Raw genomic sequence first — 24,400 nt, 5'->3', positions numbered from 1 at the left:
TTTTACGCAGTTTCTGGAACCAAACGCACAGCAGCGCGTATTGTTCCATACATATTGCAAAAAAAGGGACTTCGCAAAATGACCGATCAACCGGGAAATCTCATCGCCAGTCAGATCGGGGCGAACCTGCCGTATCTGCGCCGCTACGCCCGAGCGCTCACCGGCAGCCAGACCAGTGGCGACAACTATGCACTGGCCGCACTCGAGGCGATCCTGGCAGACCAGGCTGACTATGACAGCACCCTGCCCCCGAAACTGGCCTTGTTCCGGGTGTTCCATGCGATCTGGTCGTCCTCCGGCGCCCTGGCCCAGGACGACGACGATCCCTCGAGCCTTGCGGCCAAGGCCCAGCGCTACCTCAAGCGACTGACCCCGAACACCCGTGAGGCCCTGCTGCTGCACACCATCGAGGAGTTCAGCGCAGCTGACACGGCGACAATCATGGGGATCGACACCGAAGAGGCGTCGGAGCTGATCTCCATCGCCTATCAGGAGATGTCGCGCGCCACCACCGGGCGCATCATGATCATCGAAGACGAGGCAATCATCGCGATGGATCTGGAAGCCATCGTCACCGACATGGGCCACCAGGTCACGGGCATCGCCCGGACCGAGACCGCCGCACTGGAACTGGCAGCCCAGGAACCGGCGGATCTGATCCTGTCCGACATCCAGCTGGCCGACAAGTCCAGCGGCATCGACGCGGTCAATGGCATCCTCGAAAAGCACGGCGATCGCCCGGTGATCTTCATCACCGCCTACCCGGAACGGCTGCTGACCGGCGAAGGGCCGGAACCTGCCTTCCTGATCTCCAAGCCCTATGCGGAAGAGCAAGTGCGTTCGGCGGTCAGCCAGGCCATGTTCTTTTCTTCGACCGAAACGCTCAAAGTCTAAGAACGCAGACCGCTTCGGGCGGACATGCATGCACTCACGGACGGGCCGCCCAGAGCGGCCCGTTTCCCTATTCGGCCTCTTTGAAAGCAAGCCTTCGCGCATCGCCCTTACACCATGACCCGTTGCGACCTGAACAAAGAACCCCGACCGGTCCCGGAACCGATCGGGGCAAGGGGCAGGGGCTGACTGCCGCCGTGTCTCGTTTCCGATCAGGATTTTGCAATCGCCCGCAGCATCCAGGCTGCCTGCTCATGAAAGGCGGAGCGGGCCGTTGCCAGATCCTCGGTCACGATATCGCGGCGATCGGCGGCCATCTCGGCCAGAGCATGCAAGCGGTGCGCGATGCGTTCATGGCTCGCGACCAGGTCTTCCGCCATCTCGCGCGCGTTGAGGTCCCCCTCCGCATCTTCGATCCGCGAACAGTCCAGGATGTCCTGCATGCGCGACGGCGCCAGATGGCCAAGGGCACGAACACGCTCTGCCAATTCGTCCGCCGCGGCGAACATGTTCTCGTACTGCTCTTCGGTCAGCTTGTGCATCGAATAGAAAGCCGGGCCTTCAACGTTCCAGTGATAGGCGTGCGTCTTGAACACCAGCCGGTAGGTGTCCGCGAGGACATTTGTCAGCCCTTTGGCAATCGCGGCAGTATCCCGCACACCGGTTTCAACGGAATCCGCACTCGGGGTGGTAGAAAGCGAGTCAGTCATGGAAAGCTCCTTATCTGAATTTCGGCATATAGGGCGGGAGGACAACGCGAAGCGGCCCCCATGGTTCCGATCAGCTTGATCAGCGTCGCGCCACAGGCGGGCTGAACCTCACCTCGCGCAGGCAAAGGCCGCGGACATCACTGCCCGCGGCCTTTGCGCTCTCACCGTCTGAGCCGCAGCAGCAGGGCAACGACGAACAGGATGAGAAAGATGAAGAAAAGGATCTGAGCGATCCCGGCGGACGCCGCAGCGAAGCCGCCAAATCCGAAGATGCCGGCGATGATTGCGACGACCAAAAAAACCAAGGCCCAGTTCAGCATGCCATGTCCTTTCAGTTGCGTCATATGCAGACAAACCCGCCAGCCCGGCAGAAGTTCCTGTCTGCTTGAGTACGCGCGCCCTGCTTTCCGCCACCGGCGAACTCCTGCCCTCGTCTGCGTTGTCATCGGCCGCCTGCACTGGGATGAACGCGCCCTTCGCATGCCAGCAGCGCAGAACTTCGCAACATACGGAACTTTTGCCCGAGCGCCTTCGTTGACCCTTCGAAAGGAGAAAAGACATGGCTGAAACACAGAGCAAGAAATCCGTGAAAACCGACGTGTCCGAAGCGGGCGCCTATGCGAGGGAAGCGGCGGCGTCGCTGAACAAGGCTGCCCAGACCGCGGCGGACAAGATCGTCGAGTCCGGAACGCAGGTCCGAGAGAAAATGGCCGCTGACGCCGAGCAGGCCGTCAAATCTCTCGACGGTCTGGCGGAAGACGGTCGGCGTTTCGTGCGCCAGAACCCCGGCCTGTCGATGGCTGCCGCAGTAGGCGTCGGCATGTTGATCGGCCTCGCGGTGAAAAGCCACCGCTGACCTTCTCCTCCCGGTCAGGCCCGACACATGCCCGCAGCCGCCGCTTCACCACTCAGAAGCGGCGGCTGTTCGTTTACCCTTCGGTGCAGGCGATACGCCGCCGGGGCGCCCCAGGTGCATCCCACCGGTCTGGAACCAACCCGCAGGTCTGCGCGTTGGGTCCCTGTACGCATGCGAAGGAGGTGAAAATGCAACTCCCGAATGAACGATTGGAACAACTGCACACCGAACTTTGCAGCGCGCTCAGCGAACGTCTAAGCGAGCGGACCAGAACCCGTCACAGCCAACAGGACAGTCTTCAAACGCTGGAAGAGGCAGAGGCGGAGATCCGAGACTGGGCGCAGGAGGCTCGCAAGATCGACGCCGATGCGGAGGATGATCCCGCGCTGGCAAAGCTGGTGGAGCGCGCCAAGGAGATCAATCGCAAACTCTGTGAACGTATTGCCTGACCGGCCCGCCCCCGTTCCGGCAGGCGCCGAGTTGACCAGACTTCGGGACGCAGCATGGACTGGTTTCCCGGCCACGGGCCGACCATGCTGCGCCTCAGTCGTTCTCGCAACCTTTGCGCCAACGCAGAAAGGCGCACCGAACAGGACATCCAACACACAAGCCAAGTGCGCCGAAAGAACGACTGGTCTTGCTGAGGGGCACGCATATCGATGACGATGGTGAATTTCGCGGATATTTACAGTTTCGCCCCCTATCATTTGCTGCTGGCGTCGGTTGGGATTGTGATCATCCTGGCCCATTGGGCGCCCCGTTTCGTCTCCACCCGTGAGCCCGCTGCCGCGCCACTTTTGATCCTGCTGGGCATGGCCAGCTACTGGCTGGTGCCAGGCCTCCCGGAATTTCCGGATCCAAGACACGCTCCGAAACCTTGGGAGATCGTCAGCGAGCTGACGGTCATCATCGCCCTGTTCACCGCAGGGCTTCGCCTCGACAGCCTTGGCCCATGGAAGAAGTGGGGGGCGACGGCGCGGCTGTTGCTGATCGGGATGCCGCTGACGATCCTGACCGTGGCCCTCATGGGATCGACCATTGGCGGATTGACCGTGGCAGGCGCGGTGCTGTTGGGCGCGGTTCTGGCACCGACTGACCCGGTCCTCGCAGGCGATGTGCAGGTCGGCCCGCCGCAGGAAGGCAAGGAGCACCCGGTGCGTTTTACCCTGACGACCGAGGCGGCCCTCAACGATGGTCTGGCTTTCCCCTTCGTCTATCTCGGGATCATCATTGCCCTGCAAGGCCTGCATCCTGAAGGGTGGCTGGCCGAATGGCTGGTGGTGGACGTCGCCTATCGTATCTTCGTCGGAGCCCTGATGGGCACATGTGGCGGCTGGGCACTGGGGCAGGTCCTGTTCAACGTGCCGCGCCATGCGGTTCTGGCCGACACGGGCTCGGGTGTTGTGGCGATTGCCGGGGTTCTGTTGTGCTATGGCTCTACCGAGCTTGTCGAAGGCTACGGTTTCATCGCCGTGACGATGATGGGGCTGACCCTGCGCCGCATCGAAAGCGCCCATCGCTTCCACCGCCGCCTGCACGACTTCTGTGAAACCATTGAACACGCTTTGACAGCCCTACTGCTCGTCGCACTTGGCCACGTCCTGCCGGTCCTTTTTGCGGACCTGACATGGACCCACGTGTTGATGGCCTTGATACTGATCGCCGTGATCCGCCCGATCGCAGGCTGGATCTCGCTCGTGGGGTCGGATCTATCGGGCCGGGACCGTCTGATCGTATCCGTCTTCGGCGTGCGCGGCATCGGATCGATCTACTACTTGTGCTATGCCGGAACCCATATGGAATTCACCAACGAGCTGGATTTGTGGGTGCTGATCGGTCTTTCCATACTTCTTTCCACCATGCTGCACGGTTTTTCCATCGGACGCGTGATGGACAAGATCGCCGACTGAAAGCGCTTCACATCAATCTTCATCCCAGTTCGAAATGGCAAAACCCGGCGGTGTGCCGCCGGGTTTTACGCAGTATTCAGATTTGGTCCGGATATCAGACCGGGGGCTTGCCCTTCATCGCGCGCGCCACGAGTGCGATGACAAACAGAACCAGGAAGACGAAGAACAGGATTTTCGCGATCCCGGCAGCGGTACCAGCAACGCCACCAAATCCAAGCAGCGCCGCGATCAGCGCGATGACCAGAAATGTAAGTGCCCAACCAAGCATTTTCCTCACTCCTTTCAGCAGGGCTGCAATCAACTGCAGTCACCACCTCAACCCCGCAGAAGCGATTTAGTTCCCGCGACCGGCGTGCACGGCTGCAACGGCACGGTCCTGCCCCGCAAGGCCGTCCGGCGGGGCAGAGACACTACACGGCACCCACGGCCGGGAGCCATGTCATCAAGGGAAGGTCACGCCTGAATGCCGCTTTGGGGCCGTCCATCGAGACGCCCGGCCGCGAGCGCACTGAGCGCCACCATCACCGCGGCGGTGCCGAGGCAGGCAGGCACGCCGCCGATCTGGTAGGTCAGCCCCGACAGCACCGTGCCCAGCAGCCGTCCACCCGCGTTGGCCATGTAGTAAAAGCCCACGTCCATGGTCACCCGCTCCTCCTTGGAAAACGCCAGGATCAGGTAGGAATGCAGCGCCGAGTTGACGGCAAACAGCCCGCCGAAGACCAGCAGCCCTGCCACCAGCACCGCGGTGAGCCAGGGCGCAGGCGCCCCCGCCACCAGCACGGCGGCGGCCAGTGCCGCGGGCACGAGGACCAGCACCGCCGCCCATGTGCGCGCGGCCGCGATCAGCTGCGCCTCACTGCGGCGCGCGGCTTGCAACAGACGCGGTGCCGCTGCCTGCACGGCGCCGTAAAGAATGATCCAGACGGCCATGAAACTGCCGATCAGGAAGAAGGCGGCGCGGTTGCCCGCCTCGCTGCCGTCCGACAGCACGGCGTAGAAGTAGACCGGGATGCCGACCACGAACCAGACGTCGCGGGCCCCGAACAGGAACACCCGCGCCGCCGACAGCCAGTTGATGTTGGCGGATTTCGAGAACACCTCGGAGAACTTGGCCCCTTTGCGCCCGCGCGGCAGGCCTGCGGGCATGGCCAGCAGAACCGCCACCAGGATCACCGCCAGCACCGCCGCCATGGCCAGCGTCGCCCAGGCAAAGCCTGCGGTTGCCAGCAGCCCGGCCCCCAGCAGGAAGCCCAGCCCCTTCACCGCGTTCTTCGATCCGGTCAGCAGCGCGACCCAGCGGAACAGCCCGTCGCCCTCCTTGGGCGCCAGCAGCTTGACCGCGGATTTGGACGCCATCTTGGCGAGATCCTTGGCCACGCCCGACAGCCCCTGCACCGCCATCACGAAGGCCACCGAGGTCGCGATCTGCCAGCCGGGATCCAGCTGCGCCAGCGCGACCAGCGCCACCACCTGCAGGCCAAGGCCCGCATAGAGCGTCGAGGTCAGCCCGAAACGGGCCGCGATCCAGCCCGCCGACAGGTTGGTGGCCATGCCCGCAACCTCGTACAGGACAAACAGATAGGCCAGCTGCACCGGGCTGAAACCCAGCGTGTGGAAATGCAACAGCACCAGCATCCGCAGCGCGCCATCGGTCAGCATGAAGGCCCAGTAGGCCGCCGTCACCGCCGCATAGGCCGCCAGCCCGCTGGGCGGCACGGCACGGGTATCAGGGCGCGGTGTCACAGGCTGTCACCCACCATACGGGCCACATCCACCAGCCGGTGGGCATAGCCCATCTCGTTGTCGTACCAGGCATAGACCTTCACCTGGGTGCCGTTCACCACCATGGTCGAGGGCGCATCCACGATCGAGGAGCGCGTATCGTTGGTGTAATCCGCCGACACCAAAGGCCGCTCCTCATAGCCGAGGATTCCGGCCAGCGGGCCTTCGGCGGCCGCCTTGAACAGCGCGTTCACTTCCTCGGCGCTGGTTGCGCGCTCCAGTTCGAACACACAGTCGGTGATCGAGGCATTCAGGAGTGGCACCCGCACCGCATGGCCGTTCAGCTTGCCCGTAAGCTCCGGGTAGATCAGCGTGATCGCGGTAGCGCTGCCGGTGGTCGTCGGGATCAGCGAGTTCAGTGCCGAGCGTGCCCGGCGCAAATCCTTGGCAGGCCGGTCGACGATGGTCTGGGTGTTGGTCACATCATGGATTGTCGTGATCGAGCCGTGCTTGATCCCGAAGGCCTCGTGCAGGACCTTGACCACCGGTGCCAGGCAGTTTGTGGTGCAGCTGGCGGCGGTCACGATGCGGTGGCGCTGCGGCTCGTAGATGTCGTGGTTCACGCCATAGACGATATTGGCGGCATCGCCGTCCTTCACCGGGGCCGAAACCACCACTTTTTTCACGCCCGCCTCGAAATACGGTGCCAGCTTGGCCTCGGTCTTGAAGACGCCGGTGCAGTCGATCACCACATCGACCCCGTCCAGCGGCAGGTCTTCGATCCTGCGGGCGCAATGGACCGGCAGGCGGGTGCCGTCGATGGTGATGCTGTCATCGTCATAGCCGAACTCCGCTTGCCATCGGCCGTGCACGGTGTCGAATTCCAGCAGATGTGCGTGCATCTCGGGTGAGCCCACCGCATCATTGATCCAAGCAATCTGCGCGCCGCTGGCCAGCAAGGGCTTCAACGCCAGCTTACCCATCCGGCCCAGGCCGTTCAAAGCATATACAGTCATGGTCTTCCTTCGTATCCGGTAGGGACAGGCGATCTCGGCCCGTCAGGTGTTCAATGCGATGTCATCCACCGCCTTTTGCAGAGAAATCCGGTCCAGCTCAGCAATCGGCAGTGCGGCGAAGGCCTGGATCCGGTTCTTCAGCGTGCCATAGGCCTGCTGAAAGGCGAGACTTTTCTCCGCGTCGCTGCCTTCCGCCTTCACCGGGTCCGGCATTCCCCAATGGCCCGAAATCGGCTGCCCCTCCCAGGCCGGGCAGTCCTCGTTGGCAGCCTGATCGCAGACCGTGAAGACGAAATCGAACTTGGGCGCGGTGCCCCCCATGAACTCGCTGATGTTCTTGGACCGCAAGGGTGTCACGTCATGCCCCTTGGCACGCAGCGTCTCCACCGCAAAGGGATTCAACTCGGACGAGGGTTTCGTGCCCGCCGAGAAGGCTTTGAAGCGATCCGAGCCAATGCTGCGCAGAAGCGTCTCGGCAAAGATCGAGCGCGCGGAATTGCCCGTGCAGATGAAAAGCACGTTGTATCGCGGATCCGTCATCCCGGTGTTATCCTGCTTCCAGTCCGCCCGGACGGGCAGACACAATTCCGGGCGGCCGCGACAGCAATCGAAGAACAACGCATCCATCGTTTCGCGGACGCCGCCCAGATCCACCTGGTAGTACAACCAGGTTCCTTCGCGGGTCTGCGTCACCAGCCCTGCCTGCATCAAAGCAGACAGATATGACGACAATGTGCTGGATTTCACGTCCAGTGCCGCACCGATCTCGCTGGCGGGCACGCGGTCCGGGTAACGACGCATCAGCAGCCGGAACACGGACAGCCGCTGGGGATGTCCCAGCACGGACAGGCGTAGGGGAATCTCTTTTTCCATAATTCACGTTTTATCGAAATATAGATCCGCAGCAAGCGAAACTTGTCCTGCCACGTGCCGCCTTTCCGGCGCCGCGCTTGCCAAGGCGGGCAATTGCCTGTCTATTTGCCCCGATTTCCTGGCGCCCCGCACGGCGGCAGCCGGTCTCGGAGGCCTCGATGACAAACACCCCCGCCCTTCCCGGCCTGATGAACCAGCCACTTGTGGCGACGCCGCCGCCGATGCCGGACGGCCCGTTCCGCTTCTTTGCGCTGGACGTGGAAACCGCCAACCACGACCGCAGCAGCATCTGCCAGGTGGGGGTAGCCTGCGTGCGCCCGGACAATTCGATCGAAACCTGGTCGACGCTGGTCAACCCTCTGACAACCCGTTGGGTATTCAGCGGATTGCACGGCATCACCGCACAGATGGTCCGGGGCGCGCCGACGATCTGCAGTGTCATCGACCTGCTGGACGAGGTGCTACGCGACCGCACCGTCTACCAGCATTCGGGCTTTGACCGCAGCGCGATCCGCGCCGCCTGTGCCGGTTTGCAGCGGGCCGAGCCGCAATGGGGCTGGCAGAACAGCGTCACGGTTGCGCGCCGCGCCTGGCCGGAGCTCAAAGGCAACGGCGGCCACGGGCTGGCCTCGCTCAAGACCCACCTGGGATTATGCTTTGAACATCACGATGCGGGCGAGGATGCCCGCGCCGCGGCCGAAGTGGTCCTGCACGCAGAGGCCCGCAGGCGCTGAGAGATCAAAGCACGCCGTGGCGGCCGATTGGCAACATCATCGGTCGCCCCGAAACCGGGTCCGGCACCACCTGGCACCTGAGGCCAAAGACCTCTTCCACCATGTCCGGGGTCAGGATCTCTTCCGGCGGCCCGGCACGGCGAAGCTGCCCCTCTGCCATGGCCGCCAGCCAGTCACAGTAGCGGGCGGCCAGGTTCAGATCATGCAGCACCATCACCACGGTCGTGCCGCGTTCCCGGTTCAGGTCGTGCAGCAGATCCAGCACTTCGATCTGGTGGTTGATGTCGAGGAAAGTAGTGGGCTCGTCCAGCAACAGGATGTCCGTCTCCTGCGCCAGCGCCATGGCGATCCACACCCGCTGGCGCTGCCCCCCCGATAGTTCGTCCACGTCCCGATCAGCCAGATCGACGGTGCCGGTGGCCTCAAGTGCTGCCAGGACGGCCCGCTCGTCAGCGGCAGTCCAACGGGCAAACAGCCCCTGATGCGGGTGTCGGCCGCGGCCAACAAGATCAAGAACGGTGATCCCCTCCGGCGCGATCGGGGTCTGCGGCAACAGGCCCAGATTGCGGGCCAGACGGCGCGGCGCCATGCGGTGAACGTCTGCCCCGTCCAGCAGCACCTGCCCCTGCTCCGGTGGCAGCAGGCGGGACAGCGTACGCAGAAACGTTGACTTGCCACAGGCGTTTGCACCAACGATGCCGATTATCCGCCCCATCGGCACCTCGAAATCCACCCCGCGCAGCACGCGGCGACCGCCGTATCCGGCATGAAGGTTTTCGGCGACCAGCTGGTTCCGGCGCATCAGGCGGCTCCTTTTCGGTGCATGAGTACAATCAGGTAAAGCAGGTAAGGCGCGCCCAGAACGCCGGTCACGATGCCGACCGGATAGCGCGCAGGAAGCAGGATCTGGCCGGTAAAGTCGGCCAGCACCACCAGCAGCGCCCCGACCAGCGCCGAGAGGACCAACAGCGGACCGCCCGCGCGGGTCAGGCGGCTGGCGCTGGGGCGCGCCAGAAAGGCGACAAAGGAAATCGGCCCGCAGACCGCCGTCGCCACGGCGATGACCGCCACTGCCGACAGCACCACCAGCAGCCGGGTGCGCGGCACCGCCACACCGATCGCAGCGGCCGTGTCATCGCCCATCTGAAGCGCCGCCAAGGCACGGCTCTGTACCAGCAGCACCCCGCCGAACACCAGCAGCGCCACCGCCAGTGGCAGGCCTTGCACCAGCGTGGCGCCATTCAGCGTCCCGCTCAGCCAGCGCAACGCCTCCTGCAGACTCCAGGACGGGGCTTGGGACAGGGCGTAGGCGACGAAACTGTTCAACATGGCGGCAACGCCGATCCCCACCAAGATCAGCCGCCCGCCCGCGACCCCGTCGCGCCAGGCCAGCAGATAGATCGCCGCAGCGACGGCCAAGGCTGCCACCACCGCAAAGACTGAGATCCAGACGCCGCCCAGTCCCAAGAACACGATGCCGCCCACCGCGGCGGCACTGGCCCCCGCGGAGATGCCGATGATGTCGGGGCTGGCCAGGGGGTTGCGCAGCAAGACCTGGAAGGCGGCCCCTGCCAGACCAAAGCTTGCCCCCGCGAGCGCCCCCACGATGGCCCGAGGCAACCGCAACTCGCGCACCGCAAAGGTTACGCCCGGCACCTCTGCGCCCCACAGAACCCGCAAGACGTCCAGCGGCGCGGTCACGGATTGGCCCACGGTCAAGGTCAGCACGATGCCCCCCAGCACCAGCCCGGCAATCAGCAATGTCACCGACAACAGCCCACGCCGACGCGCTTGGCGCAGGCTGCGGAAACGTCGCTGCGCGACCAGCGCATCAGGCTGCGCCATACCAGTCTGAAGGGACGAAACGGAGGAATGGATCACAGTGCGCGGATCCTTTTGCGGCGAACGATGGCAATGAACACAGGCGCCCCGACAAAGGCGGTCACCACCCCGGCTTCCAGTTCTGACGGCCGCGCCAGCAGGCGGCCGACAACATCCGAAAGCAGCAACAGGATCGCCCCACCCAGCGCGCTCAGCGGCAGAAGCACCCGGTGATCCACCCCGGCCAGCAAGCGACACGCATGCGGCACCACCAAGCCGACAAAACCGATCGGACCGCAGATCGCGGTCGCCGCGCCGCACAGGATGACGGCACCCAGCGCTGCCACCAACCGGGCGAGCACCACACGCTCGCCAAGGGCGGCGGCGGCATCATCCCCCAGTGCCAGCAGGTTCAGCCGGGGCGCGGACCACAGCGACAGCAGGCTCCCGGCCGCCAGAAACGGCAGCATTGGCAGGATCGCATCATGGGTCGCCCCGCCGACACCTCCGATCTGCCAACTCTGGATGCCGTCCGCAATGTCTCCGCGCGGCAGGATGATTGCCACCGTAAGGGACGCCAGCGCCACCGATGTCGCCGCCCCTGCGAGGGCCAGCTTCAGCGGAGACGCGCCACCGCGCCCCAAGCTGCCAACCGCATAGACGAAACAGGCAGCCGCCATGGCCCCACCAATGCCCGTCCACAGGAAGCCGCTGCGAGACTGCATGTCGAACCAGGCGACGCCAATCACGACGGCCATGGCCGCCCCCGCGTTGACGCCCAGAATGCCCGGATCCGCCAACGGATTGCGGGTCACCCCCTGCATCACCGCCCCCGCCAGCCCAAGACCGGCCCCAGCCAGCAGGGCCAACAGCGTTCGTGGGATACGCATTTGCACCACCGCCTGCTCCAGCGTCTCGCCCTGCCCGTTCAGCGCGGCCAGGATGTCCTGCCAACCGACCGGGCGTGCGCCCCAGGCAAGCGAGGCGGCAGCTGCGAGGACAAGGGCCAGTATCAGCAGAACCGCGCTCTGCCCCGCGCCAATCCTGCCGCCGCGCGATCCCGCCTGCCGCAAGACCGCCCCGCCTTCTGCACCGGACCCCGCGATGCTCATTCGGCCTGCCGCGCGGCTTGGGCCAGACGGTCGACATAGGTGTCGAGCACCCATTCGATCGCCAGCGGTGTCGGGTTGGCACCTGTGCCCATGGGATCGTTGTTCATCAGCACGAGCGCATCATTGCGGATCACCGGCATTCGTGCGGTCAGCGGGTTGGCGCGCAAGCTTTGCAGCAGCTCGTCATTGCCATAGGTCACGGCGATATCGACATCGGTGAACTCATCGATCCGCTCGACGCTGATCTCGCCCGAGTAGCGGCCCGGCCGGGTGGCGTCCTGCACGCTCTGCGGGGAGACCATGCCGAGATCCTCAAAGAATTGCACCCGCGGGTCATTGGCCGAATAGAAACGGATTACGCTCAGATCCCGCGCCCGCAGGTGAGTGATGAACATCGCCCGTTTCCCCTTGATCTCAGGGTGTTCGGCCACGGCCTCGGCAATCCGGCCCTCGATCCGGGTGATGAGCGCCTCACCATCCGCGGCCCGCCCCATCGCCGTCGCATTCAGACGGATCATCTCTCGCCAGGTGATCGCCCAGGGGCCAACCGTATAGGCCACCACAGGGGCAATCTTGCTCAGCGTGTCATAATCGGACTGGCTGATGCCCGAATAGGCCGCCAGGATCAGGTCGGGCTTGGTGGCCGCCACCGCCTCGAAATCGATGCCGTCCCCCTCGTCAAACAGTGCTGGCATGTCTGCGCCCAGCTCCGCCAGCCGCGCCTCGACCCAGGGGAAGACGCCGTTGTCGTCATCGTCGCCGAAATTCACCTTGGCAAAGCCCACCGGCACAACCCCCAATGCCAATGGCACCTCGTGGTTGCTCCAGCCGACAGCCGCGATGCGCTCAGGCTTCTGCGGCACCACCGTGGTGCCCAGCGCATGTTCGATTCGAATTGGGAGATCATCGGCCCGCACCGGTACCGCCGCCAGCAGCACAAGCATCGCGGCGCGCAACAGGCTCCGCCATACCGCCATTCCAAACCGCCCGGGGTGTCTCGTCTGCATGGGTTTCTCCTGATCCAATCGGCGCTTTCGGCTGCCGGTAGCCCCCGGGCGGGCCAGCGGTCAACCGATGTAGCGCGGATCCGACATGCTTTTCCGACAAAAACACTAAACTAACCGCAGAAACCAACCAAAAAAGTTGAAACTTACAATACCTGCCGTCCCGAGCCTGCGTAGAGAGCGCCGCGAACGAAGGAAAAGCCACGCCCCTCTGTCCGCGGACAGTCCGGCGGCATCAGCGGCACCGTCTTCATTTCCGGCCCGGCCCACAAGCTGTGCGCCGACCTCCTTTACCCGCATGCGCGGACCACCACTCACACTCCTACGGGACAAATAACATGCAACCTGACTTTTTGACTCTTCGCGGCGGCCGCAGCACGGCCCGTCGCCTGACCACGGTTCTTCTCGGCTGCTCTGCCCTGACCTGCGCCCCGGCCTTGGCCCTGGCACAGGACGACACCAGCGACCCGGTCGTGCTGCAGACCATCACCGTGCATTCCGGTGACGACAGCACCACTTTCGTCGCGGACGAGACCACCGCCGGCTCGGGCCTGTCAGCCGATATCCTCGACACTGCGGCCACTATTTCGGTGGTCACGGCCCGTGAAATCCAGGCCCGCGGCGCCGAAACCATCGAACAGGTGGTGAACTACACCGCCGGCGTGGTCACGGATTACTATGGCGCCGACAACCGCTTCGACTATTTCCGGATCCGCGGCTTTGATGCCTATACCTACCGCGACGGGCTGCGCATCGGCAGCAACTTCGGTGGCGTGCGCGAGGAGCCCTATGCTTTTGACCGGGTTGAGGTCGTCAAGGGCGGCAACTCCACCACCTTCGGCATCTCCGACCCCGGTGGCGCCGTCAACTTTGTCAGCAAGACGCCCAAGTCCGGTCGCCACGGCGAGACCTATCTGTCCTTTGGCAGTTTCAACAAGAAAGAGGTAGGCTTTGACTTTGGCGATGATCTGAATGACACCGGCACGCTGGCCTACCGCCTGGTCGGCGTGCTGCGCGACGCCGATGCCGAGTGGGATCATTCGCAGGACGACGAGACCTACCTGGCGGCCAGCCTGGCCTGGCGTCCCTCCGATGCGACCCGGCTGGTGTTCGCGCTGGATCATCTGGACCGCGACTCCGTGCCCGGTGGTGGTGGCCATCCGGTCGACACTGATTTCGAGGCCAGCCGCTACTTTGGTGAACCTGACTTCAACTACCGTGGCGTGGACCGCACCACCGCGACGCTGATGTTCGATCACGAATTCAGCAACGGTCTGCAACTGGGTGTCTCAGCGCGCTACTCGGACCAGCAAACGGACTTCGGATACATCTATCTGGATGACCGGCGTTCGCCCGGCGATGGCGCAACCGACCGCTTCCTGTTTGCCAATGACAGCGCAGGCGACGACTTCGTCGTGAACGCGCACCTGCAATACGACGCAATGCTGGGCGCGGTGCAAAGCCGAACCTTGGCCGGGGTGGAATACTCTGATTCCAGCGAATACAGCACCAGCTGGTGGACGACGGCGGACCCGATTACCGATTACGACAATTTCACCTATACCGGAGGCTACAGCCTGGACGGGCTGACGCCGTATCAGAACCGCCGGACCGACACCACGACCAAGAGCCTCTACCTGCAGCAGGAGCTGACCTTCAGCGATCGTCTGATCACCAACCTTGGCCTGCGCTACGACAAGGGCGAAACCACCCAGACCAACCTGTTCAACAACGACGTCAGCAGCGGCGAGTACAGCGACACCACGGCCCGCCTCGGCGTGACCTACAAGGTGACACCGGACCTCTCGGTCTACGGCAACTATGCCGAATCCGTCGTTCCGGCCGGGCTGACGGTGGAGCCTGAGCGTGGCCGCCAGCTGGAAGCCGGCGTGAAATATCGCCCGGCAGGCGGGCGGGCCCTGCTCAGCGCCGCGATCTATGACCTGACCAAGTTCAACATGACCGTGACCAATCCCAATACCCTGCGGGAGGAGACAATCGGCGAATCCCGTGTCCGCGGCATCGATCTGGAAGCAAAGGTCGACCTCTACCGCAACTTCTCGATCATCGCGGGATATTCGCATATGGACTCGGAGATCCGGAACGATGGCAACAGCGGTAACGCGCTGCAATTCGTTCCCGACAACGTGGCCTCGGTCTGGGTGAACTACACGCTGCCGGGCGAAGGCGGACGCGGCGACATGACCTTTGGTCTCGGCGCGCGCTACACGGGGGCAATGTGGTTCGACAACGCCAACACCCGCCAGGGCGACAGCTTCACCGTGGTGGATGCGGCCTTTGGTTATGACCTGGCCGAGGACACCAGCCTGCAGCTGAACGTAAGCAACCTTCTGGACGAAAAACATGTGACCGGCGGCATCGGGGCGAATTGGTACTCGCCAGCCCGCACGATCAGCGCGACGCTGACCCGTCGCTGGTGACACAGGGGGGCCCGGACAGCTGGCTGTCCGGGCCTCCTTCAACCGCTGCTGTCGGCGGGGGCCTCTCAGCCGGTCAGCGAGCGGCGCCAGTTGGCTGGCGTCTGCCCTGCCACCGCCCGGAAGACCTTGGTGAAATGCGACTGGTCCGCAAAGCCAAGGCGCCCGGCGATCTCTGCCACGCTCAGCCCGGTTTCGCGCAGCAATTCCTGGGCACTGCGCACCCGCTGCTCCTTTTGCCATTGCAGCGGCGACATGCCGGTTGTGCTCTTGAACGCGTGCGAAAACCAGCTTTCGGAAAGTCCCACGACCGCTGCCATGTCAGAAACCGGCATCCGCCGCCCTCCGCGCTTGGCAAAGGCCGTCTTCAACTTCTGCATCTGGTAGGACGTCAACCGCCCCGAGCAGCGCTGCGGCGCCGCGATTTCCGGCGCGAGGGCCGCCATCAGAACCGCGCGGGTCAGGTTCTCGAAGTAAAGATCATCAAAGGCATTGCCGGAGATCTCGTCGATCAGCAGCTCGGCCAGGCTGTACACCTGCGGCGGCGCGTCGCGCTCGATCATGCGGTTCATCAACCCTTCGGCAAGCGTCTCTCCCAGCGCGGGCCCTAGGTAGTCGCGCAGCCAGATCGGGTCGAAATGCAGGTCCAGGTGCCGAAACTCCAGCGCAGCGGTGAAGTGACTGCGCAGCGTATACCCGGCAGGCACATAGACAATATCCGAAACCGGCCGCCCCGCGCGCCGGGGATCCGCACCGCCTTCGCTGATCTTGACGCTGGACATGTCATCCAGAAACAGCATCAGCCGCGGCACATCGGACCAATAGGTGCCACCGGCCCCGCGCCCGCCCCGTGCCTGCCAATGCAGGCCCAGCACACCATTGCAAAACCGGGAGGCCGCGGGCTCCGTAACTTCGATCCCGGCCGTTTGCCCCTGAAAGTTCTGAAGCAGCGTCATCTACACGTCCCTTGCCTGACACATAAGGATGAACTGCTGGCAGATGTTGCGGGGACGGCAGGCCATTGGCCTGCGGACCTGAGACGGCTGGCAAGTTTCTAGGCCGCGACCATACAGCCATCACACCGAAATAGCCAAGGGGGCGAGCAGAATATCCGCCCCGCCCCCTATAGCCGATGGATTACCTCCAATGACAGCAGGCAGCATCCGCCTTCAGACGCAGTAGAGATCCTTGCGGTTTTCCAGATGCCGCCGGATCAGCCTTTTCTGCCGAAGCCGCGAAGGCAGCTTGCGCACCGGGGCAGGATTGCACTGCCCGTTGACATACTCCGGGAACAGCGCCGTGAACTCCCGGCGGGCCGCGGGGGCCAGACTGCCGATGGTCTGCCGGTTCGCCAGAAAGCTTTCCGTGGCGGCACCTTCGGCAAACACGATTTCATGCGCAGAGAGGATCAGGTGAAAATACTCCACCTCCTCCAGCGTCTCGTCCACATGGATGTTCGGCAGGCTGGTCAGGCGGATCGCGGCCACCAGCACGGTTTCACAGTCGAACATGCGCTGAACGATTCCTGAGCGAACCGCCATGCGGTGTTGACGCGACACCAGGAGATCACGTTTCGGGATCCCCTCGCCCAGCGCACCGGCCCGGATGCGCACAGGATAAAGGCGCTTGTTGCGCGCCAATTCGCGCTGCGTGACGCGTCGGCGCAGCACCAGCTTCACCGGTTGCCACCCGCGATCCATCGTCTGCACCATGTCCCCCGGGCGCAATGCCTCGACCGGCACCTCCCCGGCCTGGGTGGCCACCAATGTGCCCCGGGTCAGGCAGGGCACGGACGTCGGCACCAGGTCTCCGTCGACCTTCATCGTGTCGATATCCGAATTCCACTTCAGATCGCCGAGAAACCCGCCCTCCGGCAGGCCGGTGAAATCCACCACCATCGTGGTGTACAAGTCCCCCTGCGCCGGGCTGCCCTCCAGATTGACGACACCCGAATAGGTAACTGCCAACTGTCCCGACATCCCGTCGTGTTCCGGGGCAAGGTGGAACGGAAACCCGTTCTTCGACCCCGGTGTCGACCCGCCTGCCGGGTCATCATCGGTGGTAAAGGTCGTATCAAAGACCGAGCTTGCTGGCTGCAGGTCGATCTCCAGAGAGGTCAGCAGCTTGCTGGTGGAGAGCGCGTGCCAATCGTTGCCGAAAAACAGATCGATCCCCTGCCCGGTCGCCCCGCCGTTGGTGTAGGGATCCAGCGCCTGCCAGGTCAGAACTTCGGTGCTGCCATCCGCGTATGTGGCGACGATGCGCGCGCCGTCCAGATCCACCCCGCGCGAGGTCGTATCCTCCCGCAGCCCGTGCGCGCTTTCATGCGGGGTTCCTTCCGTCCTGACAACATCAATGACTGGCACGGCACAATTCTCCAGGTTTTGCACAAAACCGCAGCATGCCCGGGCGCACATGACAAGAACAATGGACACCGGCACCCCCAGAAAGGAGGCGCCCCCTTCGGCACGCTTAATTGGCCGTCAAATTCCAGTAGCAAGGCGACATAAATAAGGCATGATTGGCCCCAGCCTGTGACGGCGCGCCTCGTGGGGGGGGGCGTTTCACGGACAGGCGGACACGGTGGCAGTCAGCGGGGCGCTCAAGGGGCGATACGGGTACCGTCCCACGCGATGCAGTGACCGCTATCCTCGGGCTTCAGCCTGTCGATCACGTCGAGCATCCGGGCCACGGACACCTCCGGTGAAAACAGTTGCCCGGCGGCAAGGTTGCGCTGGAACGGGCGAGAGAGATTGCTGTTCACCATGCCCGGGTGCATCCCGACCACGATGGCTTCGGCATTGCGGCGGCGGGTCTCTATCGCGGCATTGCGGATGACCATGTTCAGCGCCGCCTTCGAGGCGCGATAGGCATACCAGCCCCCCAGGTGGTTGTCCGAAATACTGCCGACGCGGGCCGAAAGGGCAGCAAACACCGCCCGCCTGTCGCGCGGCTGCAACGGCAGGAAGTGTTTTGCGATCAGCGCCGGGGCAATTGTATTGGCCGTGAAAAGGGTCAGGAATTTCTCCGCGCTCACCTCCCGGAGGGACTTTTCGGGCATGATGTCGTGCTGGTGCAAAATCCCGCCCGCCACGACAACCAGATCGACCGCGCCCGCCTGTGCGACCTGCTCGGCTGCGGCTTGCAGGCTGTCTTCGGTCTCGTAGCCCACCTGCAGGCACCGAACGTTTGGCGAGGCGGCGGCAACAGCCCCGCGCGACAGACAGTGGACGCGCGCCTGCGGATACCTGCGGGCCAATTCGCTCACGAAAGTGGACCCGATCGCACCGGACCCACCGGTGACTACGATATTCTGCATGGCTCCACTCTCTCTTGTTGATGACTAACCCGAATACGCCGCGCACCGCGGTTCGGATCATCAAGTAGGACTGGCGTCCTGCTCTTCCCAGCACCGGGCCGTAAATTCTCGGCAAGACATGATCCAACTTCCATGCCGCACCGTATCCGGACTATGCTGACACTAAACTTGGACAGGCCTCCCGAAAAAAACTCCGTGCTTCGGGCATTCCCTGAGGGCAAAGCAGTAGTGTCAAATGATAAACCCTATTCGCAGCTGACGGTCTGGCTGTTGGCTGTGCGCGACCATCGGGACCGCGCGGCCTTTGGCGACATGTTCGACCATCTCGCTCCGCGCCTGAAGGGCTTTGTGATCCGCTGCGGTGCCCGCCCCGCTCTTGCCGAGGAGATCGTGCAGGATGTCATGCTGACGATCTGGCGCAAGGCGGCGTTGTTTGATCCGCACAAGGCGCAGGCGTCGGCCTGGATCTACCAGATCGCGCGGAACCGCCATATCGACATCCTGCGCAAGGAAAACCGTCCCGTGCCTGACGAATTGGGCGAGGATCCGGGCACCGAGCCCGATGCCACCCAGATCCTGGCCCTAGAACAAGAGACACTGCATCTGAAACAGGCCATCGCGCAATTGCACCCCGATCAGAAGGAAATGATCGAGAAGGCCTATATCGGTGATCTGACCCATCAGGAAATCAGCGCCCAGACGGGCCTGCCGCTGGGAACAGTCAAATCGCGCATCCGCCTTGGTCTTGGGCGGCTGCGCAAGGAACTAAAAGGATTGCGTTGAATGTCTGCAATCACACATCATATCCCCGACCCGATGATCGCAGCCTATGCGGCGGGCAGCCTGCCGCATGCCTTTTCCATGGTCGTCGCCAGCCACCTTTCCCTGTGCCGCGACTGCCGCGCTGCGCTTGGCGCGCATCAGGCCGTCGGTGGCGCGCTGCTGGAGGAGGCCACGGGCGTGGCGATGTCGCAGAATGCCAAATCGAACCTGATGGCGCGGCTGGATGAGCCTGCCACGCCCGAGCCGGTCTATGACGCCAAGGGCATTTATCCGGGCCCGGTGATGCAGTCGTTGAAGGGGCAGCCGCCGCGTTGGAAGACGCTGGGCATGGGCGTAAAGCAGAACATCCTGTTCGAGGATGAAATGGGGTCCGCGCGCCTGCTCTACATACCTGCGGGACAGGCGGTGCCGGATCACAGCCACAGCGGACTGGAGCTGACCCTGGTACTGCAGGGCAGTTTCAGCGACGAGACCGGGCGCTTTGGGGTTGGTGACGTGGAAATCGGCGATGAAACGCTGGAGCACACGCCGGTGGCGGATGCGGGAGATCCCTGCATTTGCCTGGCTGCCACCGATGCGCCGCTGCGTTTCAAGGCCTTCATGCCGCGCCTTTTGCAGCCCCTGTTCCGGATTTGACAGAGGCCGCCGCCGCGGCGGTGGGCCTACTTGCCGGGGTAGACCAGCCAATCGGGCAACAGGTTGAATGCCTTGATCGCATAGGAAAAGGGCCGCGGAAAATCCGTTCGGAACCGGCTTGACCGCATGGCGGCGATCACGTGCCCGGCGGCCGCCTCCGGTGTCATAAGCTGCGGCATCTTGAAACCGTTCTTGTCTGTCAGCCGGGTCTTGATGAAGCCGGGATTGACCACGCGCAGGGTGACGCCGCTGCCCTTCAGATCATGCCGCATGGTTTCCGCGAGGCTGATCAGCGCCGCCTTGCTGGCGCCATAGCCGATCGAGGCCGGCAAGCCCCGGTATCCCGCCAGCGAGCCGACCAGCGTGATATCGCCCCGGCCCGCCGCGACGAAACCGGGCACCACCTGCCCCAGCACCCGCAGCGCACCGGTGAAGTTCACGTCGCTCATCGCCAGCACCGCGGCGCTGTCCCAGTCTTGGGTGCGCATCGGCTCGTAGGTGCCTGCGTTGTAGATGATGCCATCCAGCGGCCCGGCCTGCTGCGCGGCCTGCCGGACCGACTGCATGTCCGTCACGTCCACCGGCACCGCTCTTGCTGCGGTCAGTTCCGCCGCCAGCGCCTCCAGCGCCTCCGCCGAGCGTGCCGACAGGATCAACCGCGCGCCTTCGCGGTCGAGCTGCCGGGCGACCTCGCGGCCCAGCCCATGGCTGGCGCCGACCAGCCAGAAGGTCTTGCCTGCAAACTGCGTCACACGCCTATCCTTTCGAAAACGTTGAGCTGTCTGAAATCAGCGGCTCCGGCGGCGCGGGCTTTTTCAGGAAGGGCGCGCGCTTGACCCACAGTTTCAGCGCCTGCCAGTAGATCAGCGCCACCACCCGCGCCGCCCCCAGCGGTCGGCGCAGCGCGGCGCGCGCCAGCCCACCGGTGGTGGCAGGCCGACGCAGGCCGTTTAGCGTGGCCAGCACGCCCTCGGCCCCGTGGGTGTAATGGATGCGGATGTTGAAGGCGTGCTCGGTCATTCCGAAATTGAAGCGATAGCGCCCGGCCACCTGCTGAAACGGAGAGACATGCATCAGCTTTTCCGCCTCGATCACCTCGCTCTGCCGGATCGGACGGAAATCGGGATGCGCCGCGAAATAGCAGTGGCGGTGGCCGAACGTGTTGTTCACCTCGGCGATGAACGCGCGCGGGCGGCCGTCCCTCACCGCGATCCAGAAGCTGACCGGGTTGAAATGGAACCACAGGAAGCTGGGCTGGGTCAGCAGCAACAGCTCTGCGCCCTCCAGCACGAAACCGCGTCGTTCCAGCTCCGCGCGGAACCAGGCGATGCCACGCCCCCTGCCGCGGGGGCCGCCGTGGCGGCGGTCATGGACCGAGAACAGGTTGAAGCGGTTGCGCGACAGCAGCGGCGGTGCGCCGTCTGTCATGTCGGTCAGGATGAAATCCACCCCGTAGCGAAAGGCATTTTTCAGCCTCCCCCGGCGCGCGTGAAAGGTCTGGGCTGGAACATGTTCGATCATGCAACGGATACGGGCGTGCAGCGGTCCCGGATCACTGGTCGCACAGTTTTATCGGGAAAAATGTGATCCGCATTCCTGCCTGCGGCGTATCCGGTCCAAACAACAGCAAGGAAAACCGTCACATGCTGGATCAAACACAGGGGCCACGCCGCAAGATCGCCATCGTGGGGGGCGGCATTTCCGGGCTGTCCGCCGCCTATTACCTGGCTGGCACACATGACGTCACCCTGTTCGAGGCCGCGCCCCGTCTGGGCGGTCACGCGCGCACCGTGATGGCGGGCAAGAACGGCGACCAGCCGGTCGATACCGGCTTCATCGTTTTCAACTACGCCACCTACCCCTACCTGACCCGCCTGTTTCGCGAGCTGGACGTGCCGGTGATCAAAAGCGAGATGAGCTTTTGCGCCAGCATAGACGACGGCCGCCTGGAGTACGGGCTGAACAGCCTGCGCATGCTGACCGCGCAAAAGCGCAACCTTGTGCGGCCGCAGTTCCACAAGATGGTCGCCGATATCGTGCGCTTCGGCAAACGGGCCGAGGCCGCCGCCACCGATGACGACAAGACCATCGGCGAGCTGGTGGCAGAGCTGGGCCTCGGCAGCTGGTTCCGCAACCATTACCTGATGCCGATGTGCGGCGCGATCTGGTCGACCCCTGTCAGCGACGTCGATGCCTTCCCGGCAAAATCTCTGGTCCGCTTCTTTCGCAACCACGCGCTGCTGGCAGGCACCGGCAAGCACCAGTGGTGGACGGTCAAGGGCGGCAGCATCGAATACGTCCGCCGTCTGGAGGCCGCGCTGATGGCCCGCGGTTGCGTGATCCGCACCGCCAGCCCGGTTCAGCGCGTTGTCCGCTCGGCGGGCGGTGTGTCGGTGCAGGCGCAGGGTGCCGACGCGCAGACCTTTGACGAGATCATCCTGGCCTGCCATTCCGATCAGGCGCTGGCGATCCTTGGCGCGGATGCCACCCCGGCCGAAGCCGCGGCGCTGGGGGCGATCCGCTACCAGCCGAACACCGCTGTGCTTCACTGCGACGAAGGCCAGATGCCCAGGCGGCGCAGCTGCTGGTCCAGCTGGGCCTATCGCAGCCAGGACGGCGGCGTCGGCGTCACCTACTGGATGAACCGGCTGCAAAGCATTCCGGAAAGCGATCCGCTGTTTGTCACCCTGAATCCCTCGCGTCCGATCCCGGCTGACAAGATTTATGACCGGGTCGAATTCTCCCACCCGGTTTTCGACAAGGCCGCCCTGCGGGCACAACACCAGATCCGGGCGATGCAGGGCCAGAACAACACCTGGTTTGCCGGGGCCTACAACCGCCACGGCTTTCACGAAGACGGCATCGCCAGCGCCATGCGGATTGTCCGCATGATGACTTCTCTCACTCCCTTCCCGGTCAAAGGAACACATCATGGCATTCACGGACAAAGCCCTTCAGTCGCAATTCCTGGCGGCCTGCGCGCAACTGCGTGAGGGCCGCCTGACGCTGCGCACCCCCGACGGCGCGCGCTATGAATTCGGCGACCGCGGGCCCGAGGCCGAGATGCAGATCAATGACTGGGCGGCGGTCTCGGCGATGGTGGCGCACGGCCAGGTCGGGCTGGGCGAGGCCTATGTGCAAGGCCTCTGGGACACGCCGTCGGTCGAGGGTCTGATGCGGCTGGCAATGCAGAACCGCGAGCATCTGGGCAGCTATGATCAGGCCAGCCCGCTGAACCGGGCCAAGTTCCGCATCGTCGACACGCTGCTGCGCGCCAACTCCAAGCGCGGTGCCCGCCGCAACATCCGCGCGCATTATGATGTCGGCAACGAGTTCTATCAGTTGTGGCTGGACGACGGCATGACCTATTCGTCCGGCCTGTTCGACGCGGAGGGCGATGATCTGGCGCAGGCTCAAAGCCGCAAGAATGCCCGCATCCTGTCGCGGCTGGGGAGCGGAGAGCGGGTGCTGGAGATCGGCTGCGGCTGGGGCGGCTTTGCCGAGCAGGCCAGCGCCGAGGGCCGCGACGTGACCGGAGTCACCATCTCGCGCAACCAGCACAGCTATGCCGAAAGCCGCTTGGACGGGCGCGCCGACATCCAGCTGCGCGACTACCGCGACATTGGCGGCAAATTCGACAATATCGTTTCGATCGAGATGATTGAGGCGGTGGGCGAGCGCTACTGGCCCAGTTATTTCGCAAAGCTGAAAGACAGCCTGGCCGAAGGCGGCCGGGTGCTGCTGCAGGCGATCACGGTGCGGGATGATTTCTTTCAGACCTACCGGACCTCTTCGGATTACATACGCCAGTATGTCTTTCCCGGTGGCATGCTGCTGTCCGATCAGGTGATCGCGCAGCAGGCCAGGTCGGCGGGGCTGCAGGTGGCCGATAGTTTTGCCTTTGGCGGGGATTACGCCCGCACCTGCCGGATCTGGGCCGAGCGTCTGGCGGCGCAAAAGCGCCGGATCACGGACCTCGGCTATGGCGAGGCCTTCTTCCGCAACTGGCAGTACTACCTGGAGATCTGCGCTGCCTCCTTTGCCATCGGCCACACCAATGTCGTGCAGGTGGAACTGGCCCATGCTTAAGCTGCTCCTGACCCTCTGCCTGCTCGCGGCTCCCTCAGCGGGCTTTGCCTCTGCGGTGCAATCGCTGCTGCCGGGGGCCGAACAGCGCGGCGCGGCGACCTTCCGGCTGCTGGGCGTCCCGGTCTATCAGGCGCGGCTGTTCACCCGCGGTGGTGCACCGCTGGACTGGGGCCAGGATTTCGCGCTTGAGCTGACCTATCAGCGACAGCTGAGCCAGAAAGATCTGGTCGAGGCCACCCTGCGCGAAATGCGGCGGCTCGGTCAGGCCGCGCCGGGCCGCGCCCGGTTCGAGGCCTGCTTTCAGGGCGTCGCCCCCGGCGACCGCTATCTTGCGGTCAGCGAAGGTCCGGACCGGATCCGCTTCCTGCGCAATGGCCGCAGCGCCTGCACCTTGTCCCAGCCGGGGATCAAGCGCAGCTTCATGTCGATCTTTGTGGGCGAAAACACTCGCTCTGCCCGCTTCACCCGCGCGCTGCTGGGCTGAGG

At 64.2% G+C, this 24,400-nt stretch carries 26 protein-coding genes; 11 read left to right on the top strand and 15 right to left on the bottom strand.

Translation table 11 applies throughout. The features are described from left to right. The first annotated feature begins 78 nt into the window (after positions 1 to 78). Complete coding sequence (locus ACZ52D_RS18910; protein ID WP_222454145.1) at positions 79 to 894, top strand: response regulator; 816 nt, start codon at positions 79 to 81, stop codon at positions 892 to 894. A gap of 209 nt (positions 895 to 1,103) precedes the next feature. Here the strand turns inward: ACZ52D_RS18910 and ACZ52D_RS18905 are convergent, their stop codons facing one another. Next, on the bottom strand, positions 1,104 to 1,601 hold the full coding sequence (locus tag ACZ52D_RS18905) for a Dps family protein (protein WP_222454146.1): 498 nt from the start codon (positions 1,599 to 1,601) through the stop codon (positions 1,104 to 1,106). A gap of 161 nt (positions 1,602 to 1,762) precedes the next feature. Then, positions 1,763 to 1,921 (bottom strand): DUF1328 domain-containing protein, encoded by a 159-nt coding sequence (locus tag ACZ52D_RS18900; RefSeq protein ID WP_464443577.1) that lies wholly within the window; start codon positions 1,919 to 1,921, stop codon positions 1,763 to 1,765. Positions 1,922 to 2,160: 239 nt separating this feature from the next. On the opposite strand from ACZ52D_RS18900, the gene ACZ52D_RS18895 reads away from it, so the two are divergent. From ACZ52D_RS18895 to ACZ52D_RS18885, 3 genes are all read left to right on the top strand, one after another. Beyond that, positions 2,161 to 2,457, top strand: a complete 297-nt coding sequence (locus tag ACZ52D_RS18895; protein ID WP_222454148.1) for a hypothetical protein — start codon at positions 2,161 to 2,163, stop codon at positions 2,455 to 2,457. 188 nt (positions 2,458 to 2,645) lie between these two features. Further along, a complete protein-coding gene (locus ACZ52D_RS18890; protein WP_464443362.1) occupies positions 2,646 to 2,906 on the top strand; it encodes a hypothetical protein in 261 nt (86 codons plus the stop codon). A gap of 210 nt (positions 2,907 to 3,116) precedes the next feature. Further along, positions 3,117 to 4,367 carry a cation:proton antiporter gene (locus ACZ52D_RS18885; protein ID WP_464443361.1) on the top strand — a complete coding sequence of 417 codons (1,251 nt, stop codon included), beginning with the start codon at positions 3,117 to 3,119 and terminating at the stop codon, positions 4,365 to 4,367. 94 nt (positions 4,368 to 4,461) lie between these two features. Here ACZ52D_RS18885 and ACZ52D_RS18880 read toward each other — a convergent pair whose 3' ends face one another. The 4 genes from ACZ52D_RS18880 to ACZ52D_RS18865 all read right to left on the bottom strand — a co-directional run bounded on the left by ACZ52D_RS18880 (position 4,462) and on the right by ACZ52D_RS18865 (position 7,978). Continuing rightward, a complete protein-coding gene (locus ACZ52D_RS18880; protein ID WP_222454151.1) occupies positions 4,462 to 4,635 on the bottom strand; it encodes a DUF1328 domain-containing protein in 174 nt (57 codons plus the stop codon). Positions 4,636 to 4,820: 185 nt separating this feature from the next. Continuing rightward, positions 4,821 to 6,110, bottom strand: a complete 1,290-nt coding sequence (gene arsJ, locus ACZ52D_RS18875) for an organoarsenical effux MFS transporter ArsJ (protein ID WP_464443360.1) — start codon at positions 6,108 to 6,110, stop codon at positions 4,821 to 4,823. Continuing rightward, positions 6,107 to 7,105 carry an ArsJ-associated glyceraldehyde-3-phosphate dehydrogenase gene (locus ACZ52D_RS18870; protein ID WP_464443359.1) on the bottom strand — a complete coding sequence of 333 codons (999 nt, stop codon included), beginning with the start codon at positions 7,103 to 7,105 and terminating at the stop codon, positions 6,107 to 6,109. Before ACZ52D_RS18870 ends, arsJ begins: the two co-directional genes overlap by 4 nt. A 42-nt stretch (positions 7,106 to 7,147) precedes the next feature. Next, on the bottom strand, positions 7,148 to 7,978 hold the full coding sequence (locus tag ACZ52D_RS18865) for an arsenate reductase/protein-tyrosine-phosphatase family protein (protein ID WP_464443358.1): 831 nt from the start codon (positions 7,976 to 7,978) through the stop codon (positions 7,148 to 7,150). A gap of 158 nt (positions 7,979 to 8,136) precedes the next feature. Here ACZ52D_RS18865 and ACZ52D_RS18860 point away from each other — a divergent pair, with 158 nt between their 5' ends. Then, positions 8,137 to 8,712: an exonuclease domain-containing protein gene (locus ACZ52D_RS18860; protein WP_222454155.1), complete on the top strand. Its 576-nt coding sequence runs from the start codon at positions 8,137 to 8,139 to the stop codon at positions 8,710 to 8,712. Between the two features lie 4 nt (positions 8,713 to 8,716). Here the strand turns inward: ACZ52D_RS18860 and ACZ52D_RS18855 are convergent, their stop codons facing one another. From ACZ52D_RS18855 to ACZ52D_RS18840, 4 genes are read right to left on the bottom strand one after another with little or no spacing between them, the layout of a single operon-like run. Further along, complete coding sequence (locus tag ACZ52D_RS18855) at positions 8,717 to 9,514, bottom strand: ABC transporter ATP-binding protein (RefSeq protein WP_464443357.1); 798 nt, start codon at positions 9,512 to 9,514, stop codon at positions 8,717 to 8,719. Further along, on the bottom strand, positions 9,514 to 10,557 hold the full coding sequence (locus tag ACZ52D_RS18850; protein ID WP_464443356.1) for a FecCD family ABC transporter permease: 1,044 nt from the start codon (positions 10,555 to 10,557) through the stop codon (positions 9,514 to 9,516). Before ACZ52D_RS18850 ends, ACZ52D_RS18855 begins: the two co-directional genes overlap by 1 nt. A 32-nt stretch (positions 10,558 to 10,589) precedes the next feature. Further along, on the bottom strand, positions 10,590 to 11,645 hold the full coding sequence (locus tag ACZ52D_RS18845) for a FecCD family ABC transporter permease (RefSeq protein WP_464443355.1): 1,056 nt from the start codon (positions 11,643 to 11,645) through the stop codon (positions 10,590 to 10,592). Further along, positions 11,642 to 12,652, bottom strand: coding sequence for an iron-siderophore ABC transporter substrate-binding protein (locus ACZ52D_RS18840; protein ID WP_464443354.1), 1,011 nt, complete (start codon positions 12,650 to 12,652; stop codon positions 11,642 to 11,644). The genes ACZ52D_RS18845 and ACZ52D_RS18840 overlap by 4 nt, the downstream gene beginning before the upstream one ends. 335 nt (positions 12,653 to 12,987) lie before the next feature. Here ACZ52D_RS18840 and ACZ52D_RS18835 point away from each other — a divergent pair, with 335 nt between their 5' ends. Then, positions 12,988 to 15,090, top strand: coding sequence for a TonB-dependent siderophore receptor (locus ACZ52D_RS18835; RefSeq protein WP_464443353.1), 2,103 nt, complete (start codon positions 12,988 to 12,990; stop codon positions 15,088 to 15,090). 65 nt (positions 15,091 to 15,155) lie between these two features. Here ACZ52D_RS18835 and ACZ52D_RS18830 read toward each other — a convergent pair whose 3' ends face one another. The 3 genes from ACZ52D_RS18830 to ACZ52D_RS18820 all read right to left on the bottom strand — a co-directional run bounded on the left by ACZ52D_RS18830 (position 15,156) and on the right by ACZ52D_RS18820 (position 18,406). Next, positions 15,156 to 16,043, bottom strand: a complete 888-nt coding sequence (locus ACZ52D_RS18830) for a helix-turn-helix domain-containing protein (RefSeq protein WP_464443352.1) — start codon at positions 16,041 to 16,043, stop codon at positions 15,156 to 15,158. Positions 16,044 to 16,256: 213 nt separating this feature from the next. Continuing rightward, positions 16,257 to 17,453 (bottom strand): Hint domain-containing protein, encoded by a 1,197-nt coding sequence (locus ACZ52D_RS18825; RefSeq protein WP_464443351.1) that lies wholly within the window; start codon positions 17,451 to 17,453, stop codon positions 16,257 to 16,259. A gap of 236 nt (positions 17,454 to 17,689) precedes the next feature. Continuing rightward, positions 17,690 to 18,406 (bottom strand): SDR family NAD(P)-dependent oxidoreductase, encoded by a 717-nt coding sequence (locus ACZ52D_RS18820; protein ID WP_464443350.1) that lies wholly within the window; start codon positions 18,404 to 18,406, stop codon positions 17,690 to 17,692. A 228-nt stretch (positions 18,407 to 18,634) separates the two neighbouring features. Here ACZ52D_RS18820 and ACZ52D_RS18815 point away from each other — a divergent pair, with 228 nt between their 5' ends. After that, positions 18,635 to 19,189 (top strand): sigma-70 family RNA polymerase sigma factor, encoded by a 555-nt coding sequence (locus ACZ52D_RS18815; RefSeq protein ID WP_369924940.1) that lies wholly within the window; start codon positions 18,635 to 18,637, stop codon positions 19,187 to 19,189. Beyond that, entirely contained in the window at positions 19,190 to 19,825 is a 636-nt protein-coding gene (locus ACZ52D_RS18810) for a ChrR family anti-sigma-E factor (RefSeq protein ID WP_464443349.1), read from the top strand. 26 nt (positions 19,826 to 19,851) lie between these two features. On the opposite strand, the gene ACZ52D_RS18805 is transcribed toward ACZ52D_RS18810, so the two are convergent. Together ACZ52D_RS18805 and ACZ52D_RS18800 are read right to left on the bottom strand one after the other, a co-directional pair. After that, positions 19,852 to 20,577: an SDR family NAD(P)-dependent oxidoreductase gene (locus tag ACZ52D_RS18805; RefSeq protein WP_464443348.1), complete on the bottom strand. Its 726-nt coding sequence runs from the start codon at positions 20,575 to 20,577 to the stop codon at positions 19,852 to 19,854. A 4-nt stretch (positions 20,578 to 20,581) separates the two neighbouring features. After that, positions 20,582 to 21,346 (bottom strand): DUF1365 domain-containing protein, encoded by a 765-nt coding sequence (locus ACZ52D_RS18800; protein WP_464443347.1) that lies wholly within the window; start codon positions 21,344 to 21,346, stop codon positions 20,582 to 20,584. Between the two features lie 122 nt (positions 21,347 to 21,468). On the opposite strand from ACZ52D_RS18800, the gene ACZ52D_RS18795 reads away from it, so the two are divergent. From ACZ52D_RS18795 to ACZ52D_RS18785, 3 genes are read left to right on the top strand one after another with little or no spacing between them, the layout of a single operon-like run. Further along, positions 21,469 to 22,818 (top strand): NAD(P)/FAD-dependent oxidoreductase, encoded by a 1,350-nt coding sequence (locus ACZ52D_RS18795; protein WP_464443346.1) that lies wholly within the window; start codon positions 21,469 to 21,471, stop codon positions 22,816 to 22,818. Then, positions 22,757 to 23,914 carry a class I SAM-dependent methyltransferase gene (locus ACZ52D_RS18790; RefSeq protein ID WP_464443345.1) on the top strand — a complete coding sequence of 386 codons (1,158 nt, stop codon included), beginning with the start codon at positions 22,757 to 22,759 and terminating at the stop codon, positions 23,912 to 23,914. The genes ACZ52D_RS18795 and ACZ52D_RS18790 overlap by 62 nt, the downstream gene beginning before the upstream one ends. Next, the gene (locus tag ACZ52D_RS18785) at positions 23,907 to 24,398 is read left to right on the top strand and encodes a hypothetical protein (protein WP_464443344.1); all 492 of its coding nucleotides are present in this window, start codon (positions 23,907 to 23,909) and stop codon (positions 24,396 to 24,398) included. Before ACZ52D_RS18790 ends, ACZ52D_RS18785 begins: the two co-directional genes overlap by 8 nt. Positions 24,399 to 24,400 lie beyond the last annotated feature (2 nt).

It is taken from the genome of Leisingera sp. S2M4, from assembly GCF_055398055.1.
This window is presented reverse-complemented; position numbering and strand designations above follow the sequence as displayed.

Coding starts and splice junctions, on each gene's coding strand:
- ACZ52D_RS18910 (WP_222454145.1), top strand. CDS start 79: ATGACCGATCAACCGGGAAATCTCATCGCCAGTCAGATCGGGGCGAAC.
- ACZ52D_RS18905 (WP_222454146.1), bottom strand. CDS start 1,601: ATGACTGACTCGCTTTCTACCACCCCGAGTGCGGATTCCGTTGAAACC.
- ACZ52D_RS18900 (WP_464443577.1), bottom strand. CDS start 1,921: ATGCTGAACTGGGCCTTGGTTTTTTTGGTCGTCGCAATCATCGCCGGC.
- ACZ52D_RS18895 (WP_222454148.1), top strand. CDS start 2,161: ATGGCTGAAACACAGAGCAAGAAATCCGTGAAAACCGACGTGTCCGAA.
- ACZ52D_RS18890 (WP_464443362.1), top strand. CDS start 2,646: ATGCAACTCCCGAATGAACGATTGGAACAACTGCACACCGAACTTTGC.
- ACZ52D_RS18885 (WP_464443361.1), top strand. CDS start 3,117: ATGACGATGGTGAATTTCGCGGATATTTACAGTTTCGCCCCCTATCAT.
- ACZ52D_RS18880 (WP_222454151.1), bottom strand. CDS start 4,635: ATGCTTGGTTGGGCACTTACATTTCTGGTCATCGCGCTGATCGCGGCG.
- ACZ52D_RS18870 (WP_464443359.1), bottom strand. CDS start 7,105: ATGACTGTATATGCTTTGAACGGCCTGGGCCGGATGGGTAAGCTGGCG.
- ACZ52D_RS18865 (WP_464443358.1), bottom strand. CDS start 7,978: ATGGAAAAAGAGATTCCCCTACGCCTGTCCGTGCTGGGACATCCCCAG.
- ACZ52D_RS18860 (WP_222454155.1), top strand. CDS start 8,137: ATGACAAACACCCCCGCCCTTCCCGGCCTGATGAACCAGCCACTTGTG.
- ACZ52D_RS18855 (WP_464443357.1), bottom strand. CDS start 9,514: ATGCGCCGGAACCAGCTGGTCGCCGAAAACCTTCATGCCGGATACGGC.
- ACZ52D_RS18850 (WP_464443356.1), bottom strand. CDS start 10,557: ATGGCGCAGCCTGATGCGCTGGTCGCGCAGCGACGTTTCCGCAGCCTG.
- ACZ52D_RS18845 (WP_464443355.1), bottom strand. CDS start 11,645: ATGAGCATCGCGGGGTCCGGTGCAGAAGGCGGGGCGGTCTTGCGGCAG.
- ACZ52D_RS18840 (WP_464443354.1), bottom strand. CDS start 12,652: ATGCAGACGAGACACCCCGGGCGGTTTGGAATGGCGGTATGGCGGAGC.
- ACZ52D_RS18835 (WP_464443353.1), top strand. CDS start 12,988: ATGCAACCTGACTTTTTGACTCTTCGCGGCGGCCGCAGCACGGCCCGT.
- ACZ52D_RS18830 (WP_464443352.1), bottom strand. CDS start 16,043: ATGACGCTGCTTCAGAACTTTCAGGGGCAAACGGCCGGGATCGAAGTT.
- ACZ52D_RS18820 (WP_464443350.1), bottom strand. CDS start 18,406: ATGCAGAATATCGTAGTCACCGGTGGGTCCGGTGCGATCGGGTCCACT.
- ACZ52D_RS18810 (WP_464443349.1), top strand. CDS start 19,190: ATGTCTGCAATCACACATCATATCCCCGACCCGATGATCGCAGCCTAT.
- ACZ52D_RS18800 (WP_464443347.1), bottom strand. CDS start 21,346: ATGATCGAACATGTTCCAGCCCAGACCTTTCACGCGCGCCGGGGGAGG.
- ACZ52D_RS18795 (WP_464443346.1), top strand. CDS start 21,469: ATGCTGGATCAAACACAGGGGCCACGCCGCAAGATCGCCATCGTGGGG.
- ACZ52D_RS18790 (WP_464443345.1), top strand. CDS start 22,757: ATGGCATTCACGGACAAAGCCCTTCAGTCGCAATTCCTGGCGGCCTGC.
- ACZ52D_RS18785 (WP_464443344.1), top strand. CDS start 23,907: ATGCTTAAGCTGCTCCTGACCCTCTGCCTGCTCGCGGCTCCCTCAGCG.